Source organism: Acidimicrobiales bacterium (genome assembly GCA_036399815.1).
Taxonomy (GTDB): Bacteria; Actinomycetota; Acidimicrobiia; order Acidimicrobiales; family DASWMK01; genus DASWMK01.
On the sequence record DASWMK010000014.1, the window covers coordinates 1 to 14,041 of the forward strand.

Consider the following 14,041-nt stretch of genomic DNA (forward strand, 5'->3'; position numbering starts at 1 on the left):
ACACGGCTCGGGCGGCCAGCGCCTGCGCCCACTCGAGCGTCGAGGTCGGGCGGCGGGCCGGATCGAGGCTCATCATCGCGAGGACGTGGTCGGCGAGCTCCTCCCGCCCGCCGATCGTCGCCGCGGCCACGAGGGTGGCCCGGTTCCTGGTGTTGTCGCCGGTGACCGGCGGCTCACCGGTGATGGCGAAGAACGCCGTCGCGCCGAGGCCGTAGCGGTCGGCCGCCTCGGTGTAGGGCGCGCCGCCGAGCAGCTCGGGCGCGAGGTACGCCGGGGTGCCGGCGATCGAGACGGGCGCCGACTGCACGAGCCGGACGAACCCGAAGTCGACCAGCGTGGCCGACGCCCCGTTGACGATCACGTTCGCCGGCTTGATGTCCCGGTGGAGGATCGGGTAGCCGGCGACGCTGCCGCTGTGGAGGTAGTCGACGGCGGCGGCGACCTTCGCGACGATCCGCACCACGTCGAGCAGGTCGCGATCCGGGCTCCTCGACACCCACTCGCCGAGCGTCGCCCCCGCGACCCAGTTCATCACCAGGTACAGCGTCGGCTGCCTCGGGTCGGCGGCGCCGGGACCGTGCGGCACGGGGCCGTCGAACACCTCCCGCACCTTCACCAGCGCCGGGTGGTCGAGCGACCGCACCACCTCCGCCTGCTGGCGCCACCGCTGGCGCCACTGGGCGATCTCGCCCAGGTGGCGCTCGTGGATGACCTTCACGGCGACGGGGAAGGCGACGCCATCCACGCGGACGGCGCCCCGCCACAGCTCGCCCTCGCCGCCGCGCGACCGCACCTCCATCAGCTCGTAGCGGTCCGGGTCGTCGAACGGGCCGGCCCGCAACGCCGTGCTCGCGGCCGACCCGGGCCGCGACCCACCGGCACCCGTCATGCCCCCTCCTTGTCCGGGTGAGGATAGTCGCCCCTTCCGCGCTGCTTGTCCCGACCTGGGCGCACGCGGCCGGGCGTGCGGAGGAGCTAGGCCGAGCGGCGCAGGGGTGGGGCGTCGAGGGGGCAGTGGTGGTCGTCGGCGACGGCGGGCCGGGGGGCGACCGCCCGGTCGGGGTCGCGGATCGTCGCCGCGGCCAGCAGGCCGCCGGCGACGGCCATGCCCGCCGTGATCAGCGCGGCCGTGTGGAAGCCGTCGGAGAAGGCGGCGACGTCGGCCGCGCCGGTGGTCCCGCCGGCGATCCCGGCCAGCGTCGGCACGGCCGCCACCGCCAGCAGCGCGGCCGTCCGGGCCACGCCGTTGTTCACCGCCGACGCCACGCCGGCGTGCTCCACCGGCGCGGCGCCGAGCACGGTCGCCGTGAGCGGGGCCACGGTGAGGGCCAGGCCGAGGCCGAAGACGACGACGGCGGGCAGCACGTCGGCCACGTAGGTGCTGCCCGGCCCGACGCGCACGAGCAGGGCGAGGCCGGCGCCGGCGACGACCGGCCCGAGCGCCATCGGCAGGCGGGGCCCGAGGCGGGCGGCCAGCCGGCCGGCCCTGGCCGACAGGAGCAGCAGCAGCGCGGTCATCGGCAGCAGCGCCGTGCCCGCGGCCAGGGCCGAGAAGCCGACGACCCGCTGGAGCTGGATGGGCAGCAGGAACATCGAGGCGCCGAGCGCGCCGTAGACGACGAACGTCACCGCGTTGGCCGCCGAGAACTGCCGGGACGAGAACACGCCGAGCGGCAGCATCGGGTCGGCCGCCCGCCGCTCCCTGGCCACGAACGCGCCGCCGGCCACCACCCCGCCGGCGAGGGCGGCGAGCGTCGCGCCGTCCCATCCCCGCCCAGGCCCCTCGATCAGCGCCCAGCTCACCCCGGCCAGGGCGAGCGCGGCCAGGACGGCGCCGGCCGCGTCGATCGGACCGGTCGCCGCCGCCGAGCGCCGGGTCTCGGGCACGTGGCGGACGGCGATCCAGACGACGACGGCGGCGAGGGGCAGGTTCAGCAGGAAAACGAGCCGCCACGTCGCCACGTCGACCAGCCAGCCGCCGACGAAGGGGCCGATCGCCGTCGTCACCCCGCCGAGGCCGGACCAGGCGCCGATCGCCGCCGCCCGGTCCTCGGCGTGGAACGTCGCCTCGATGATGGCCAGGCTGCCCGGGGTCAGCAGCGCGGCGCCGGCCCCCTGGAGGGCCCGGGCGCCGACGAGCAGCCCGGCGCTCGGGGCCACGGCGCACAGCAGCGACGCCGCCGCGAACCACACCACGCCGGCGACGAAGACCCGCCGCCGCCCGAGGCGGTCGCCCAGCGCGCCCCCGAGCAGGAGGAGGCCGGCGAGGGTCAGCAGGTAGGCGTTGACCGTCCACTGGAGGCCGGCGAGGCCGGTGCCGAGGTCCTCGCCGATGCGGGGGAGGGCGACGTTGACCACCGTGGCGTCGAGCGAGGCGACCCCCGACCCGAGCACGGTGGCCGCGAGCACGAGCCGCCCCTCCCGGGACGCGAAGCGGACCGGCTCCACGGGGGAGCCGGTCCGCTCGGTGCTCGTCATGGCCGGTGGTCTACCGGCCGGCGGAGCGTTCCCGCTACTACGGGACCAGCGTGATGCGGTTCTGCGGGCCGGGGGCGACCGGCGAGTTGGCGACGAGGTGATCCTCGAAGGAGTCGACGTCGACCAGGCCGCCGAGCCGGTTCGTGCCCTGGTTGAGGACCGTGAACCCGTCGCCGCCGCCGGCGAGGAAGCTGTTCACCGTCACCCGGTAGCTGGCGCTCGGGTCGATGGCCACGCCGTTGACGGCGATCGTCGACGCGTCGACCCGGTTGCAGGCCGGCGCCGAGGCCGACCACGAGTAGGTGAACCCGTTCGACACCTGGAGGATGCGGGGCGACACCTGCCCGCACCACTGCTGCTCGAGCATGGTGTCGATCTGGCTGCCGGTCAGGGTGAGCGTGGTCAGCGTGTTGCCGAACGGCTGGACGGTGAACGCCTCGCCGTAGGTGACGACGCCGTCGCCCTCGCCGGCCGGGCTCGACGCGTAGGTGAGGTCGGCCCGGATGCCGCCGGGGTTCATGAAGGCGGCGATGGCGCCGCCCTCGTCGGCCCCGTCGGTCGAGGCCAGCTGGGCGTCGGCGATGACGTCGCCGAGGGCCGACTCGCCGGCCGCGTTCTGGGCCCGCGTGATGTTCGCGGTGATCGAGCCGATGGGCCGGTTGGCCAGCGGGGCGGCGATGGCCCGGTAGCGGTCGACCAGCTTGACCACGGCGGTGGACGGGCGCACGTCACGGGTGACGATGCGGTTGACGGCGCTGACCGACACGACCTCGTTGGTGGCGTTGTCGATGGTCAGGTCGAGGTCGGTGATGATCCGGCCGAACGACGCCGCGCTGGTGACCGGGCGGCCGTCGATGACGCAGTTGTAGGCGGTGTGGGTGTGGCCGCTGATGACCGCGTCGATCTCGTCGTCGAAGTGGTTGACGATGTCGACGATCGGGCCGGAGATGCCGGGGCACGAGTTGTAGCCGCCGGTCGGGAAGCCGCCCTCGTGCAGGAGCACGACGATGGTCTCGACCCCCATGCCCTTCAGCACGGGCACGAGCGCGTTGGCCGTCTCGGCCTCGTCGAGGAAGTCCCAGCCGCGGATGCCGGCCGAGTCGACGATCGTCGGGGTGTCCTGGAGCGTCATGCCGATGAAGGCGACGTCGACGTCGCCCAGGTGGCGGACGGTGAACGGCGCGAACAGGGGCTGGCCCGTCTCGTGGTTGACGACGTTGGCGGCCAGGAACTCGAACTCGGCGCCGCCGAAGCCCGTGCCGTCGATGCAGCCGTCGACCGGGTGGCAGCCGCCGTTCTGCATGCGCAGCAGCTCGGTGGCGCCCTCGTCGAACTCGTGGTTGCCGACGCCGTTGACGTCGAGCCCGATGCGGTTCATCGCCTCGACGGTCGGCTCGTCGTGGAACAGGGCCGACAGGAGGGGGCTGGCGCCGACGAGGTCGCCGGCGGAGACGACGATGGACGGCCCGGCGTGGGCGTCCTCGAGGCGGTTCACGTGGGTGGCGAGGAACTGCGCGCCGCCCGCCGCGGTGCCCTCGACCAGGCCGGACGAGCCGGTGGGCGGGTCGAGGTTGCCGTGGAAGTCGTTGAGCCCGAGGACCTGCACGGTCGTCGTGCCCGCCGAGGTGGTGGAGGACTGCGCCTCCGCCAGCGGCGCCGTGGCCGCCATGGTCGCGGCGATGGCACCGGCCAGCGCCAGGCCGAGCCACCGACGGCGCCCGCGGGCGCGCGTCGACGACCGGTCGTCAATCGTCATCAAGTGATCCCTCCCAGGATTGGAGCAGAAGGTGCCCCGCGCCCCCTCAGCCTAGAGGGTGGCGGCCGTCACGCGCCCACCTGACCGCGGATGGCGTCGGCGACGGCCGACGCGCCGGGCTCGGCGAGGGTCAGCGTGTAGTGGTTCGTGCCCTCGACGGTCGCCACCGTGAGCGCCGGCACGTCGGCGGCGGCGGCGTCGGCCAGGTCGGCGGGGACGAACGGCGGCGGCGAGCCGAGCAGGCCGGCCGGCGCCCGCAGCAGCACGACCGGGCCGGCCAGGGACCGCAGCGCGGCCACCTGGCCGGCCTCGTCGACGAGCAGCTCGGCGCCGTCGACGCGGACCGCCTCCTCCGACACCCTCGACCGCAGGGCGGGCGGCTCGCCGGCCAGGTCGTAGCGGGCGTAGGCCTCGACGGCCGGGCCCCACGCGCCCGGCTCGGCGAAGGCGGGGTGGGCCCGCCAGAACCCGACGTACTCGTCCTCCGAGGCGAACGTCTGGCGCAGGCGGGCGATGGCCGGCCCGAGGATGGCGTCGAGCGCGGCCTGGACGTCGCCGTCGAGCCCGGCGGGGCGGGGGAGGGGGAGGCCGCCGTCGACCAGCACCACGCCGGCCACCCGGTCGGGATGGTCGGCGGCCAGCCGGGCGACGACGTAGGCGCCCATCGAGTGGCCGGCGACCACGGCCCGGTCGACGCCGAGGTGGTCGAGGACGGCGACGAGGTCGGCGGCGTGGGCCGCCATCCCGAACGGGCCGGGCAGGCCGTTGCTCGCCGCCCGGCCCCGCAGGTCGGGCGCGGCGACGGCCACGCCGGCCCCGTCGAGGTGGGCGGCCACCAGCGTCCAGGCCCGGGACGACGACGTGATGCCGTGGACGCACAGCGCCAGGGGCCGGTCCTCGACCGGGCCGGTGGTGGCGACGTGCAGGCGGCCGCCGGCCACCGGCACCTCGACCGGGGACGCGAGCGGGTCGTCGGGGGTGGCCTGGGTCACGGCGACCAGTCTGGCACCCGGCGGTAGCCTCCCCGCCGTGGCCACGCCGGTCGAGTGGGAGGGCGACGTGGCCCTCGCGGACGGGGGGACCGCGCACGTCCGCCCGGTGCGCAGCGAGGACGCCGAGCGCCTCGTCCGCTTCCACGGACGCCAGTCGCCCGAGAGCATCTACCTCCGCTACTTCACGGCCCTGCCCGCCCTGTCCGCCCGCCAGGTCGAGCGGTTCACGACCGTCGACCACGAGGACCGCATGGCCTTCGTCGCCCTGCTCGACGACGAGCTCGTGGGCATCGCCGGGTGGGACCGGCTGGAGGGGCGCAGGGCCGAGGTCGCCCTCGCCGTCGACGACGCCCACCGGGGCCGGGGCATCGGCACCGTGCTGCTCGAGTACCTCGTCGCCGCCGCCCGCGAGGTCGGCATCACCGAGTTCGCCGGCACCGTCCTGCCGTCCAACCGGCGGATGCTCGACGTGTTCAGGGCGGCCGGGTTCCGGACGAGCAGCCGCTTCGCCGACGGCCTCGTCGAGGTCGAGCTGGGGCTCGAGCCGAGCGAGGCGTCGCGGGCGGTGATCGAGGCCAGGGAGCACCAGGCCGAGGCCCGGTCGGTGGCGCGGGCGCTGGCCCCGAGGACCGTCGCCGTGGTCGGCGCCGGCCGGCGGCCGGGCACCGTCGGGCACGAGCTGTTCCGCAACCTGCTGGCCAACGGGTTCGAGGGCGCCGCCTACCCGGTCAACCCGAACGCCCACCACGTGGGCAGCGTGCGGGCCTGGCCGAGCGTGCTCGACGTGCCCGACGACGTCGACCTCGCCGTCGTCGCCGTCCCCCCGGCCGCCGTCCCCGGCGTGGTCGACGAGTGCGCGGCCAAGCGGGTGCGGGCCGTCGTCGTCGTGACGAGCGGGGTGGAGGACGAGGCCGGGCTGGTGGCGAGGGCCAGGGGCTCGGGCATGCGGGTCGTCGGCCCGGCGTCGCTCGGCCTCGTCAACACCGACCCGGCCGTCCGCCTGCACGCCACGTTCGCCCCGATCGCGCCCGTGCCCGGCCGGGTGGCGTGCTGCTCGCAGTCCGGCCCGCTCGGCGCCGCCATCCTCGAGCGGCTGCGGGAGCGCCGCATCGGGGTGTCGGCGTTCGTGGACGCCGGGTCGAAGGCCGACCTGAGCGCCAACGACGTGCTCCAGTTCTGGGAGGGCGACGAGCGGACGGCCGTCGTCCTGCTCTACCTCGAGTCGTTCGGCAACCCCCGGAAGTTCGTGCGCATCGTCCGCCGCATGGCGAGGACCAAGCCGGTCGTGGCCGTCGCCGGGGCCGGCGCGCACAGCGAGGTGCTCGGCCAGCTCGGCGTGATCCGGGTGGACAGCCTGGACCGCATGTTCGACGTCGCCACCGTGCTCGACGGCCACCCGGTGCCGGCCGGGCGGCGGGTGGCGGTCGTGTCGAACGCGGACGGGCCGGCGGCGATGGCCGCCGAGGTGTCGGCCAGGGCCGGCCTGGCGGTGGCGGCGACCGTCGTCCTCCCGCCCATGCCGTCGGCGGCGGACTACGGCGCGGCCGTGGCCGCGGTGGCCGACGGCGGCGAGGCCGACTCGGCCGTGGTGCTGTACGCCCCCCACGTCGACACCCCGCCGGCGGACGTGGTGGCCGCCGTGGCCGGCGCCGCCGCCGGCCGCTTCCCGGTGGTCGTCTCGTGCTTCGGGGCGCTCGCGCCGGCGCAGCGGCGGGAGGCGCCGGTGCCGGCGTTCACGTTCCCCGACGACGCCGCCCTCGCCCTCGCCCGGGTCGCGCTCTACGGCGAGTGGCGGTCGCGCCCGGCCGGCCGGGAGGTCGTCCCCGACGGGCTCGACGCCGGCGCCGCGGCCGCGCTCGTCGCCGCCGAGCTCGACGCCCACCCAGGGGGCCGCGTGCTGCCGGTCGACGGGGCGCTCGCCCTGCTCGCCGCGGCCGGCGTCCGCCTGGCCCGCAGCGTGCTCGTGCGGTCGGCGGACGAGGCGGTGGCGGCGGCCGGCGAGCTCGGCCGCCCGGTGGCCGTGAAGGCGACCGGCCTCCCCGCGCTGGCCAAGACCGAGGCCGGCGGGCTGGCCCTCGACGTCACCGGGCCGGAGGAGGTGCGGTCCGCCTACGAGCGGATGGCGGCCGCCCTCGGCGACGCCATGCGGCCGGCCGTCGTCCAGGAGATGGTCACCCCGGGGGTCGACCTCGCCGTCACCGTCCGCCAGGCCGCCGCCGTCGGGCCGGTCGTCGTCGTCGGCCCTGGCGGGGCGGGCGCCGCGCCCGGCGGCCCGGCCGACGTCGCCGGGGCCGTCCCCCTCACCGACCTCGACGCCGACCGGCTGGTGGCCGCCGCCCCCGGCCCCGTGCCCGACGGGGCCCGGGCCGGCCTGGCCGACCTGCTCCTGCGCCTCGCCCACCTGGCCGACGCCGTGCCCGAGCTGGCCGAGGTCGTCTGCAACCCGGTGATCGCCTCGGCCGACGGGGCCGTGGTGGTCGACGTGCGGGCCACGGTCGCGCCCGCCCCGGCCGGCCCGGCCCTGCCCGACGTGCGGCGGCTCGGATGACCGTCGACGTGCGCGACGTGCGCGAGGACGAGCACGCCGCCCTGGCCGACCTGACCATCACCGCCTACGAGGCGCTGGAGGACGGCGTGCTCGAGGACCGCTACGTCGCCGAGGTGCGGGACGTGGCCGCCCGCCTGGCCGCCGGCGACGTGGTGCTCGTCGCCGTCGAGGACGGGCGCCTGCTCGGCGGGGTCACGTACGTGCCCGACCCGTCGAGCCCGTCGGCCGAGTTCGACGGCGACGACGAGGCCGGCATCAGGATGCTGGCCGTCGTCCCCGAGGCGCAGGGCAGGGGGGTCGGCACCGCGCTCGTGCGGGCCTGCGTGGCGCGGGCCAGGGCGACGGGGGTGCGGCGGATCGTGCTGCACAGCACGCCGTGGATGCGGGCCGCCCACCGCATCTACGACCGGGTCGGCTTCCGCCGGGCGCCCGAGCTGGACTTCACCCCCGTCCCCACCATCCCCCTGCTGGGCTTCGTGCTGGACCTCGACGAGGAGGAGCGCTGATGCGCGCGGTCGTGCTCGACGGCTACGGCGGGCCCGAGGTGCTCGTCCTGCGGGACGTGCCCGACCCCGAGCCGGGGCCGGAGGAGGTGGTCGTCGACGTCGTCGCCACCGCCCTCAACCGGGCCGACCTGCTCCAGCGGCGGGGCCTCTACGCCGGGCCGTCCTTCGCCGGCCACGAGATCCCCGGCCTCGAGTACGCCGGGCGGGTGGCGGCGGCCGGGGAGCGGGTCACCGGCGTGGCCGTCGGCGACGAGGTGATGGGCATCGTCACCGGCGGCGGCTACGCCGAGCGCCTCGCCGTGCACGAGCGCCAGACCATGCCCGTCCCGGCGAGCGTGGGCCTGGGCGACGCGGCCGCCGTCCCGGAGGTGTTCCTCACCGCCTGGGACGCGCTCGTCGTCCAGGGCGGGCTCACCAGCGGGCGGACGGCGCTCGTCCACGCCGGCGCGTCCGGCGTGGGCACGGCGGCCATCCAGCTGTGCCGGGCGATCGGCGCCAGCGTGGTCGTCACCGCGTCGGCCGGGAAGCTCGACCGGTGCCGCGAGCTCGGCGCCGACCTGGCCGTCGACTACCGCAGCGAGGACTTCGTCGCCGCCGTGCGGGAGCTCACGGGCGGGCGGGGCGCCGACGTGGTGCTCGACGTGGTCGGCGGCGATTACCTGCCCCGCAATGTGGAGGCCGTGGCCGTGCGGGGCCGCATCGTGCAGGTCGGGGCCATGGACCCCCGGCCGGTGGCGTTCTCGCCGGGGTCGCTGCTGCCCAAGCGGGCCGCGCTGGTCGGCACCGTCCTGCGGGCCCGCCCCGTGGAGGAGAAGATCGCCGCCACCCGGCGGTTCGCCGACGAGGTGCTCCCGCTGTTCGACCGGGGGCTGCTGCGGCCGGTCGTCGACGCCCGCTGGCCCCTCGACCGGGTGGCCGACGCCCACCAGCACATGGAGTCGAACGCGAACGTCGGGAAGATCCTGCTGGACGTGGCCCCCGTAGCCCCCTGAGGGCGCGTCGACCCGAACGGGTGAGCGGTGGCCCGAGCGGGCGGGTCCCGGTGGCGGTCCGCCGGGGCGGTCAGCCGCCCCGGCCGATGAGCACGACCGCCGCCACCACGCAGGCGACCGCGACGATGGCGACGGCCAGCAGGTAGTCGACGATCGTCCCCCCGGCGTCGCCCGTCGCCCGCCGGGGGCGGCGGTCGTCGGGCCAGGGGGACGGGCCGGTGAGCAGCGCGGGCGGCGGCGCGGCCGCGCCCCGGCGCCAGAGGGCGAGGGCGAGCAGGGCGCCGGCCACCATGCCGGCCACGTGCGCCTCCCAGGCCACCTCGGCGAGGTCGGGCGTGAGGAACTGGGCGAGGAAGAACAGGCCGAGCAGCACGAACGCCGGCACCCACACGACCTGGGTGACGAAGCCGGGCACGAACGTCAGCACCCGCGACCGGGGGTGGAGCACGAGGTAGGCGCCCATCACCCCGGCGATGGCGCCCGACGCGCCGATGGCCGGGGTCGCGCCGCCCCAGTTCGTCGCGCTCCAGCCGAGCATGGCCAGCACGCCGGCGACGACGTAGAAGGCGAGGAAGGGCAGCGGGCCCATCCGGTCCTCCACCTTCGGGCCGAACACCCAGAGGAACAGCAGGTTGCCGACGAGGTGGCTCACCGAGCCGTGCAGGAACTGGTGGGTGAGGAGCGACAGCCACACGTTCTTGCCCTCCGGCGTCGCCTCGGGCACGCCGTCGCACTCCGGGCCCTCCTCGAGGGCCTCGCCGTGCTCGATCTCGCACGGCACCACCCCGAAGCGGTAGACGAACTCCACGGCCTCCCGCTCGTCGGCCGGGTCGAGGGTGACGGTCTCGAGGTCGATGCCGCCGCCCTGGAACGGGGGCGGCTGGAGGAACAGGAACACCAGCACGTTGACGGCGAGCAGCAGCCAGGTCGCGACCGGGCGGCGCCGGGTGGGCAGCTCGTCGCGGAGGGGGACGGCCACCGCTCAGCCCCACGCCGCCGACGTGCCCGTCTGCACGACGACGGTGCGGGCGGCCAGGTCGTGCGGGCCGCGCCAGAAGCGGGAGCGGGCCACCCAGATGCCGAGGACGAGCTGGAGGGGCGGCACGTAGAGCAGCGGGGCGAGGACGGCGGCCCGCACGAGCGAGCGGCCGACCCCGGGCGCCCGGCCGGTGCGGACGTCGACCACCCGGAGGCCCTCGGCGGCGTGGCCGGGGTTGGCGCCGGCGGCCGCCACCCTGGCCGTCTCGTCGACGACGAACACGGCCAGCCACCCGACGGACGCGGCCGCCACGAGGCCGAGCCCTTCGGCCAGCTGGATGGCGGCGAGGAGGGCGACCAGCGCGCCGATCAGCGGGGCCGCTCCCTCCAGGCGGGCCATGCGGGCGGCGAAGCGGCGGTCGGGCGGGGCGGCCAGGCCGAACGGCGTGGCTCGGGAGCGGCGCTCGCGCCGGCCGAGGGCGGGCAGGTCGGCCGTCGCCACCGACGCCAGGCCGGCCTCGACGACGACGGTGCCGGCCCGGCGGTCGTGGAAGCCCCGGCGCAGCGGGGCCAGCAGCACGGAGGCGACGAGCACGGGGATGCCGACCAGGGTCGCCTCCAGGGCGGCGACGACCAGGCCCCGGCGGGCCGCCGTCGCCCAGGCGACCCCGCCCGAGCGGTCCACCTGGCGGACGCGCAGGCCGCACGCCAGCTTGCCGGGGGTGGCGCCGGCGGTCGCCAGCCACACGGTCTCCCAGGCGGCGACGAGCAGCACGCCGAGGGCGACGCCGACCATCGGCCGGTCGTCGGGCGCGAGCAGGAACCCGACGAGGGCGATCAGCGCCTCCGGGATGGCGTCCACGGCGCGGGCCCCGGCCCGGTCGCCCGCGCCGGCCACCGTCGGCGGCCGCCGCCACCAGCCGGGCCACGGTGGTGCCGGCGGCCACGGCGGCCTCGGGTGCCAGGGCGGCGGTGCCGGCGGCCGGCCCGGGACCGGGGCCGCGGGGATCAGCGCTGGTCGATCGGGACGTACGGCCGCTCGTCGGCGCCGATGTACAGCTGGCGCGGGCGGGCGATCTTCTGGTCCTGCTCGAGGAGCTCGAGCCAGTGGGCCAGCCAGCCGGACGTCCTCGGGATGGCGAACAGCACCGGGAACATCTCCACCGGGAAGCCCATCGCCTGGTAGATCAGCCCCGAGTAGAAGTCGACGTTCGGGTACAGCTTGCGGCTCGTGAAGTACTCGTCGGCGAGGGCGACCTCCTCGAGCTTCAGCGCGATGTCGAGGAGCGGGTTCTTGCCGGTGACGGTGAACACCTCGTCGGCCGTCCGCTTGATGATCCTCGCCCTCGGGTCGTAGTTCTTGTAGACCCGGTGGCCGAAGCCCTGGAGCCGGCCCTTGCCCGACTTCACGGCGGCGATGAAGTCCGGCACGTTCTCGAGCGACCCGATCTGGGTCAGCATGCGGATGACGGCCTCGTTGGCGCCGCCGTGCCGCGGCCCGTACAGCGCCGCGCAGGCCGCCGCCGTGCACGAGTACGGGTCGGCGTGGGAGCTGCCGACGACCCGCATGGCCGTCGTCGAGCAGTTCTGCTCGTGGTCGGCGTGGAGGATGAACAGCACGTCGAGGGCCCGGACGAGCGCGGGGTCGGCCTCGTACCGCGGCTCGGCCACCTTCCACATCATCGACAGGAAGTTCGCCGCGTAGGGGAGCGAGTTGTCCGGGTAGACGAACGGCATCCCGACGCTGAACCGGTGCGCGCAGGCGGCGAGGGTCGGCATCTTGGCGATGAGGCGCGTGATCTGCTTCATCCGCACGTCCTCGTCGGCGATGTCCTTGGCCTCCTGGTAGAAGGTCGACAGCGCCGCCACGGCGGAGACGAGCATCCCCATGGGGTGGGCGTCGTAGTGGAAGCCCTCCATGAACCGCTTGCGCACGTTTTCGTGGATGAACGTGTGGTAGGTGACGTCGTGGACCCACTGGTCGTAGGCCTCCCGCGTCGGCAGCTCGCCGTGGAGCAGCAGGTACGCCACCTCGAGGTAGGTCGACTGCTCGGCCAGCTGCTCGATCGGGAAGCCCCGGTAGCGGAGGATGCCCTGGTCGCCGACGAGCTCGGTGATCGAGCTCGCGGTCGCCGCCGTCGTCATGTACGCGGGGTCGTGGAACCACACCCCCGGGAGGAGCTTGCGCCACTCCGTCGCGTCCACCCCGCCGTCCCGGATGGGGATCTCGATGGACTCGCCCGTCCGGTTGTCCGTGATGGTGATCGACTCAGCCACTGCTCGCACACCCCCGTGTGACGGTGGGGCCGGGATGGCCGTCCGCTGGCGGAGCGTAACCGGCGTGCCGGTTCAGTCGCAGTGGCCGACCGCCGTGCAGACATACCCGATCGGGATGGCGAACGACACGCCTTCCACCCCGTCGCCCACGAGCTTGGCCACCGTGACGCCGATGACCTCGCCGGTGGCGTTCACGACGGGCCCGCCGCTCGACCCCGGGCTGACCGGCGCGCTGAACTGGATGAACCGGTAGCCGCCCTCGTTGCGCACGGCGGACACGATGCCGGTCGACACCGAGCCGTCGAGGCCCTGGGGCGACCCGATGGCCATCACCCCGTCCCCGACCTTCGGGTCGGCGTCGGCCCGCCGCAGCGCGGGCTGGGGGTCGGCGACGTGGATGAGGGCGAGGTCGACGTCGGCGTTCACGTCCTCGATGGTCCCCGGGAGCACGAGACCGTCGGCCCTGACCACCTCGACCTCCCGGACCCCGGCGTCCCAGGCCTCCGCGACGACGTGGAAGTTCGTCACGAGCACGTCGCTGCGCTCGCCCTCGCTCAGGAAGAAGCCCGAGCCCTGCGCGGGGCCGGCGACGACCTTGAACACGGCCTGGCGGACCAGCGCCGCCACCTCGGCGTTGTCGGGGGTGTCCGAGGTCCTCGCCTCGACGCTCTGGAGGCGGTCGTTGATCCCGCTCGCCATCTGGTTCTGGTCCTCGACCTGCTGGCGCAGCTGGAGGAGCAGGTCGGCGGCCTCGGCCTCCGCCGCCCGCTGGTCGGCCGCCAGCCGGTCGGTCTGGCGCCACAGCATGGCGACGGCGGCGGCCATGGCGAAGACGAGCACGATGCAGACGACGGCCGGCCAGGCCACCTTCGTCTCGACCGGCTCGGGCGTGCGGTCCCGCCTGGTGAGCGGGACGATCGGCGGCGGCGGCGGGGGAGCGGCCGGCGTCGGGGTCGGCGAGGTCGGCGGGGTCGTCGCCGGGGCGGCGGAGGGCGCCGGCGTGGCGGCGTCGAGCTCGGCCCGCACGGCGGCCCACATGGCCGCCGGCGACGCCTCCCGCTCGCCGGGCCCGTCCGGCTCGGCCGGGTCCGCCACCGTCGGGGCGGGAAGCCCGGTGCGCGTCCCCGTCACCCCGGGCACGGCGACCGCTGCGGCCGCCCCGTTGGCGGTCGGTGCCGGGCCGGCGGCGCCGTGATCGGCGCCGGCCGTGCCGTTCCCGTTCGTGCGGCCCGCCTCGACCGGGGCGGGCGTGCCGGCCGTGCCGTTCCCGTCGCCCCCGTCGAGCCGAGCGCCGGCAGCGCCGGCGTCGGGCCAGGCGGCGGACGTCGACGTGTGCGCAGTGTCGGGCCACGCGGCGGACGTCGGGCGTCCGTCGCCTGCGGGGATGTCGGGTCGGCCGGCCGTGGCGCCGGTGTCGGGCCAGGCAGGCGGCGACGACGGACGCCCGTTGCCGCCGGACGTGTCGGGTCGGACCGTCGCGCCGGTGTCGGGCCAGGCGGGCGGCGAAGTCGGGC

Annotated in this window: 11 protein-coding genes; 3 read left to right on the forward strand and 8 right to left on the reverse strand. The window is 76.1% G+C overall.

Features of this window, described 5'->3' with window-relative positions:
• The 4 genes from VGB14_00810 to VGB14_00825 all read right to left on the reverse strand — a co-directional run.
• A partial coding sequence (locus VGB14_00810) for a serine/threonine-protein kinase (GenBank protein ID HEX9991443.1) occupies positions 1–889 on the reverse strand: 889 nt, incomplete at its 3' end.
• Between the two features lie 86 nt (positions 890–975).
• Positions 976–2,478 (reverse strand): MFS transporter, encoded by a 1,503-nt coding sequence (locus VGB14_00815; GenBank protein ID HEX9991444.1) that lies wholly within the window; start codon positions 2,476–2,478, stop codon positions 976–978.
• Positions 2,479–2,515: 37 nt separating this feature from the next.
• Entirely contained in the window at positions 2,516–4,234 is a 1,719-nt protein-coding gene (locus tag VGB14_00820; protein HEX9991445.1) for a bifunctional metallophosphatase/5'-nucleotidase, read from the reverse strand.
• Between the two features lie 68 nt (positions 4,235–4,302).
• Entirely contained in the window at positions 4,303–5,226 is a 924-nt protein-coding gene (locus VGB14_00825; protein ID HEX9991446.1) for an alpha/beta hydrolase, read from the reverse strand.
• A gap of 37 nt (positions 5,227–5,263) precedes the next feature.
• Between VGB14_00825 and VGB14_00830 the strand changes: the two genes are divergently transcribed.
• The 3 genes from VGB14_00830 to VGB14_00840 are packed head-to-tail and all read left to right on the forward strand — an operon-like array spanning position 5,264 to position 9,272.
• Positions 5,264–7,774, forward strand: a complete 2,511-nt coding sequence (locus VGB14_00830) for a GNAT family N-acetyltransferase (GenBank protein HEX9991447.1) — start codon at positions 5,264–5,266, stop codon at positions 7,772–7,774.
• Positions 7,771–8,280, forward strand: coding sequence for a GNAT family N-acetyltransferase (locus tag VGB14_00835; GenBank protein HEX9991448.1), 510 nt, complete (start codon positions 7,771–7,773; stop codon positions 8,278–8,280). Before VGB14_00830 ends, VGB14_00835 begins: the two co-directional genes overlap by 4 nt.
• Positions 8,280–9,272 carry an NAD(P)H-quinone oxidoreductase gene (locus VGB14_00840; protein HEX9991449.1) on the forward strand — a complete coding sequence of 331 codons (993 nt, stop codon included), beginning with the start codon at positions 8,280–8,282 and terminating at the stop codon, positions 9,270–9,272. The genes VGB14_00835 and VGB14_00840 overlap by 1 nt, the downstream gene beginning before the upstream one ends.
• A 70-nt stretch (positions 9,273–9,342) precedes the next feature.
• Here the strand turns inward: VGB14_00840 and VGB14_00845 are convergent, their stop codons facing one another.
• The 4 genes from VGB14_00845 to VGB14_00860 form a co-directional block, all read right to left on the reverse strand.
• Positions 9,343–10,251: a rhomboid family intramembrane serine protease gene (locus tag VGB14_00845; protein ID HEX9991450.1), complete on the reverse strand. Its 909-nt coding sequence runs from the start codon at positions 10,249–10,251 to the stop codon at positions 9,343–9,345.
• A gap of 3 nt (positions 10,252–10,254) precedes the next feature.
• Positions 10,255–11,148: an RDD family protein gene (locus VGB14_00850; protein HEX9991451.1), complete on the reverse strand. Its 894-nt coding sequence runs from the start codon at positions 11,146–11,148 to the stop codon at positions 10,255–10,257.
• A 110-nt stretch (positions 11,149–11,258) separates the two neighbouring features.
• Positions 11,259–12,527: a citrate synthase gene (locus VGB14_00855; protein HEX9991452.1), complete on the reverse strand. Its 1,269-nt coding sequence runs from the start codon at positions 12,525–12,527 to the stop codon at positions 11,259–11,261.
• A gap of 72 nt (positions 12,528–12,599) precedes the next feature.
• Positions 12,600–13,622, reverse strand: a complete 1,023-nt coding sequence (locus VGB14_00860) for a trypsin-like peptidase domain-containing protein (GenBank protein HEX9991453.1) — start codon at positions 13,620–13,622, stop codon at positions 12,600–12,602.
• Positions 13,623–14,041 lie beyond the last annotated feature (419 nt).

Excerpts from the sequence above, each read along its gene's own strand:
- VGB14_00815 (HEX9991444.1), bottom strand. The coding sequence starts at position 2,478 with ATGACGAGCACCGAGCGGACCGGCTCCCCCGTGGAGCCGGTCCGCTTC.
- VGB14_00840 (HEX9991449.1), top strand. The coding sequence starts at position 8,280 with ATGCGCGCGGTCGTGCTCGACGGCTACGGCGGGCCCGAGGTGCTCGTC.
- VGB14_00820 (HEX9991445.1), bottom strand. The coding sequence starts at position 4,234 with ATGACGATTGACGACCGGTCGTCGACGCGCGCCCGCGGGCGCCGTCGG.
- VGB14_00835 (HEX9991448.1), top strand. The coding sequence starts at position 7,771 with ATGACCGTCGACGTGCGCGACGTGCGCGAGGACGAGCACGCCGCCCTG.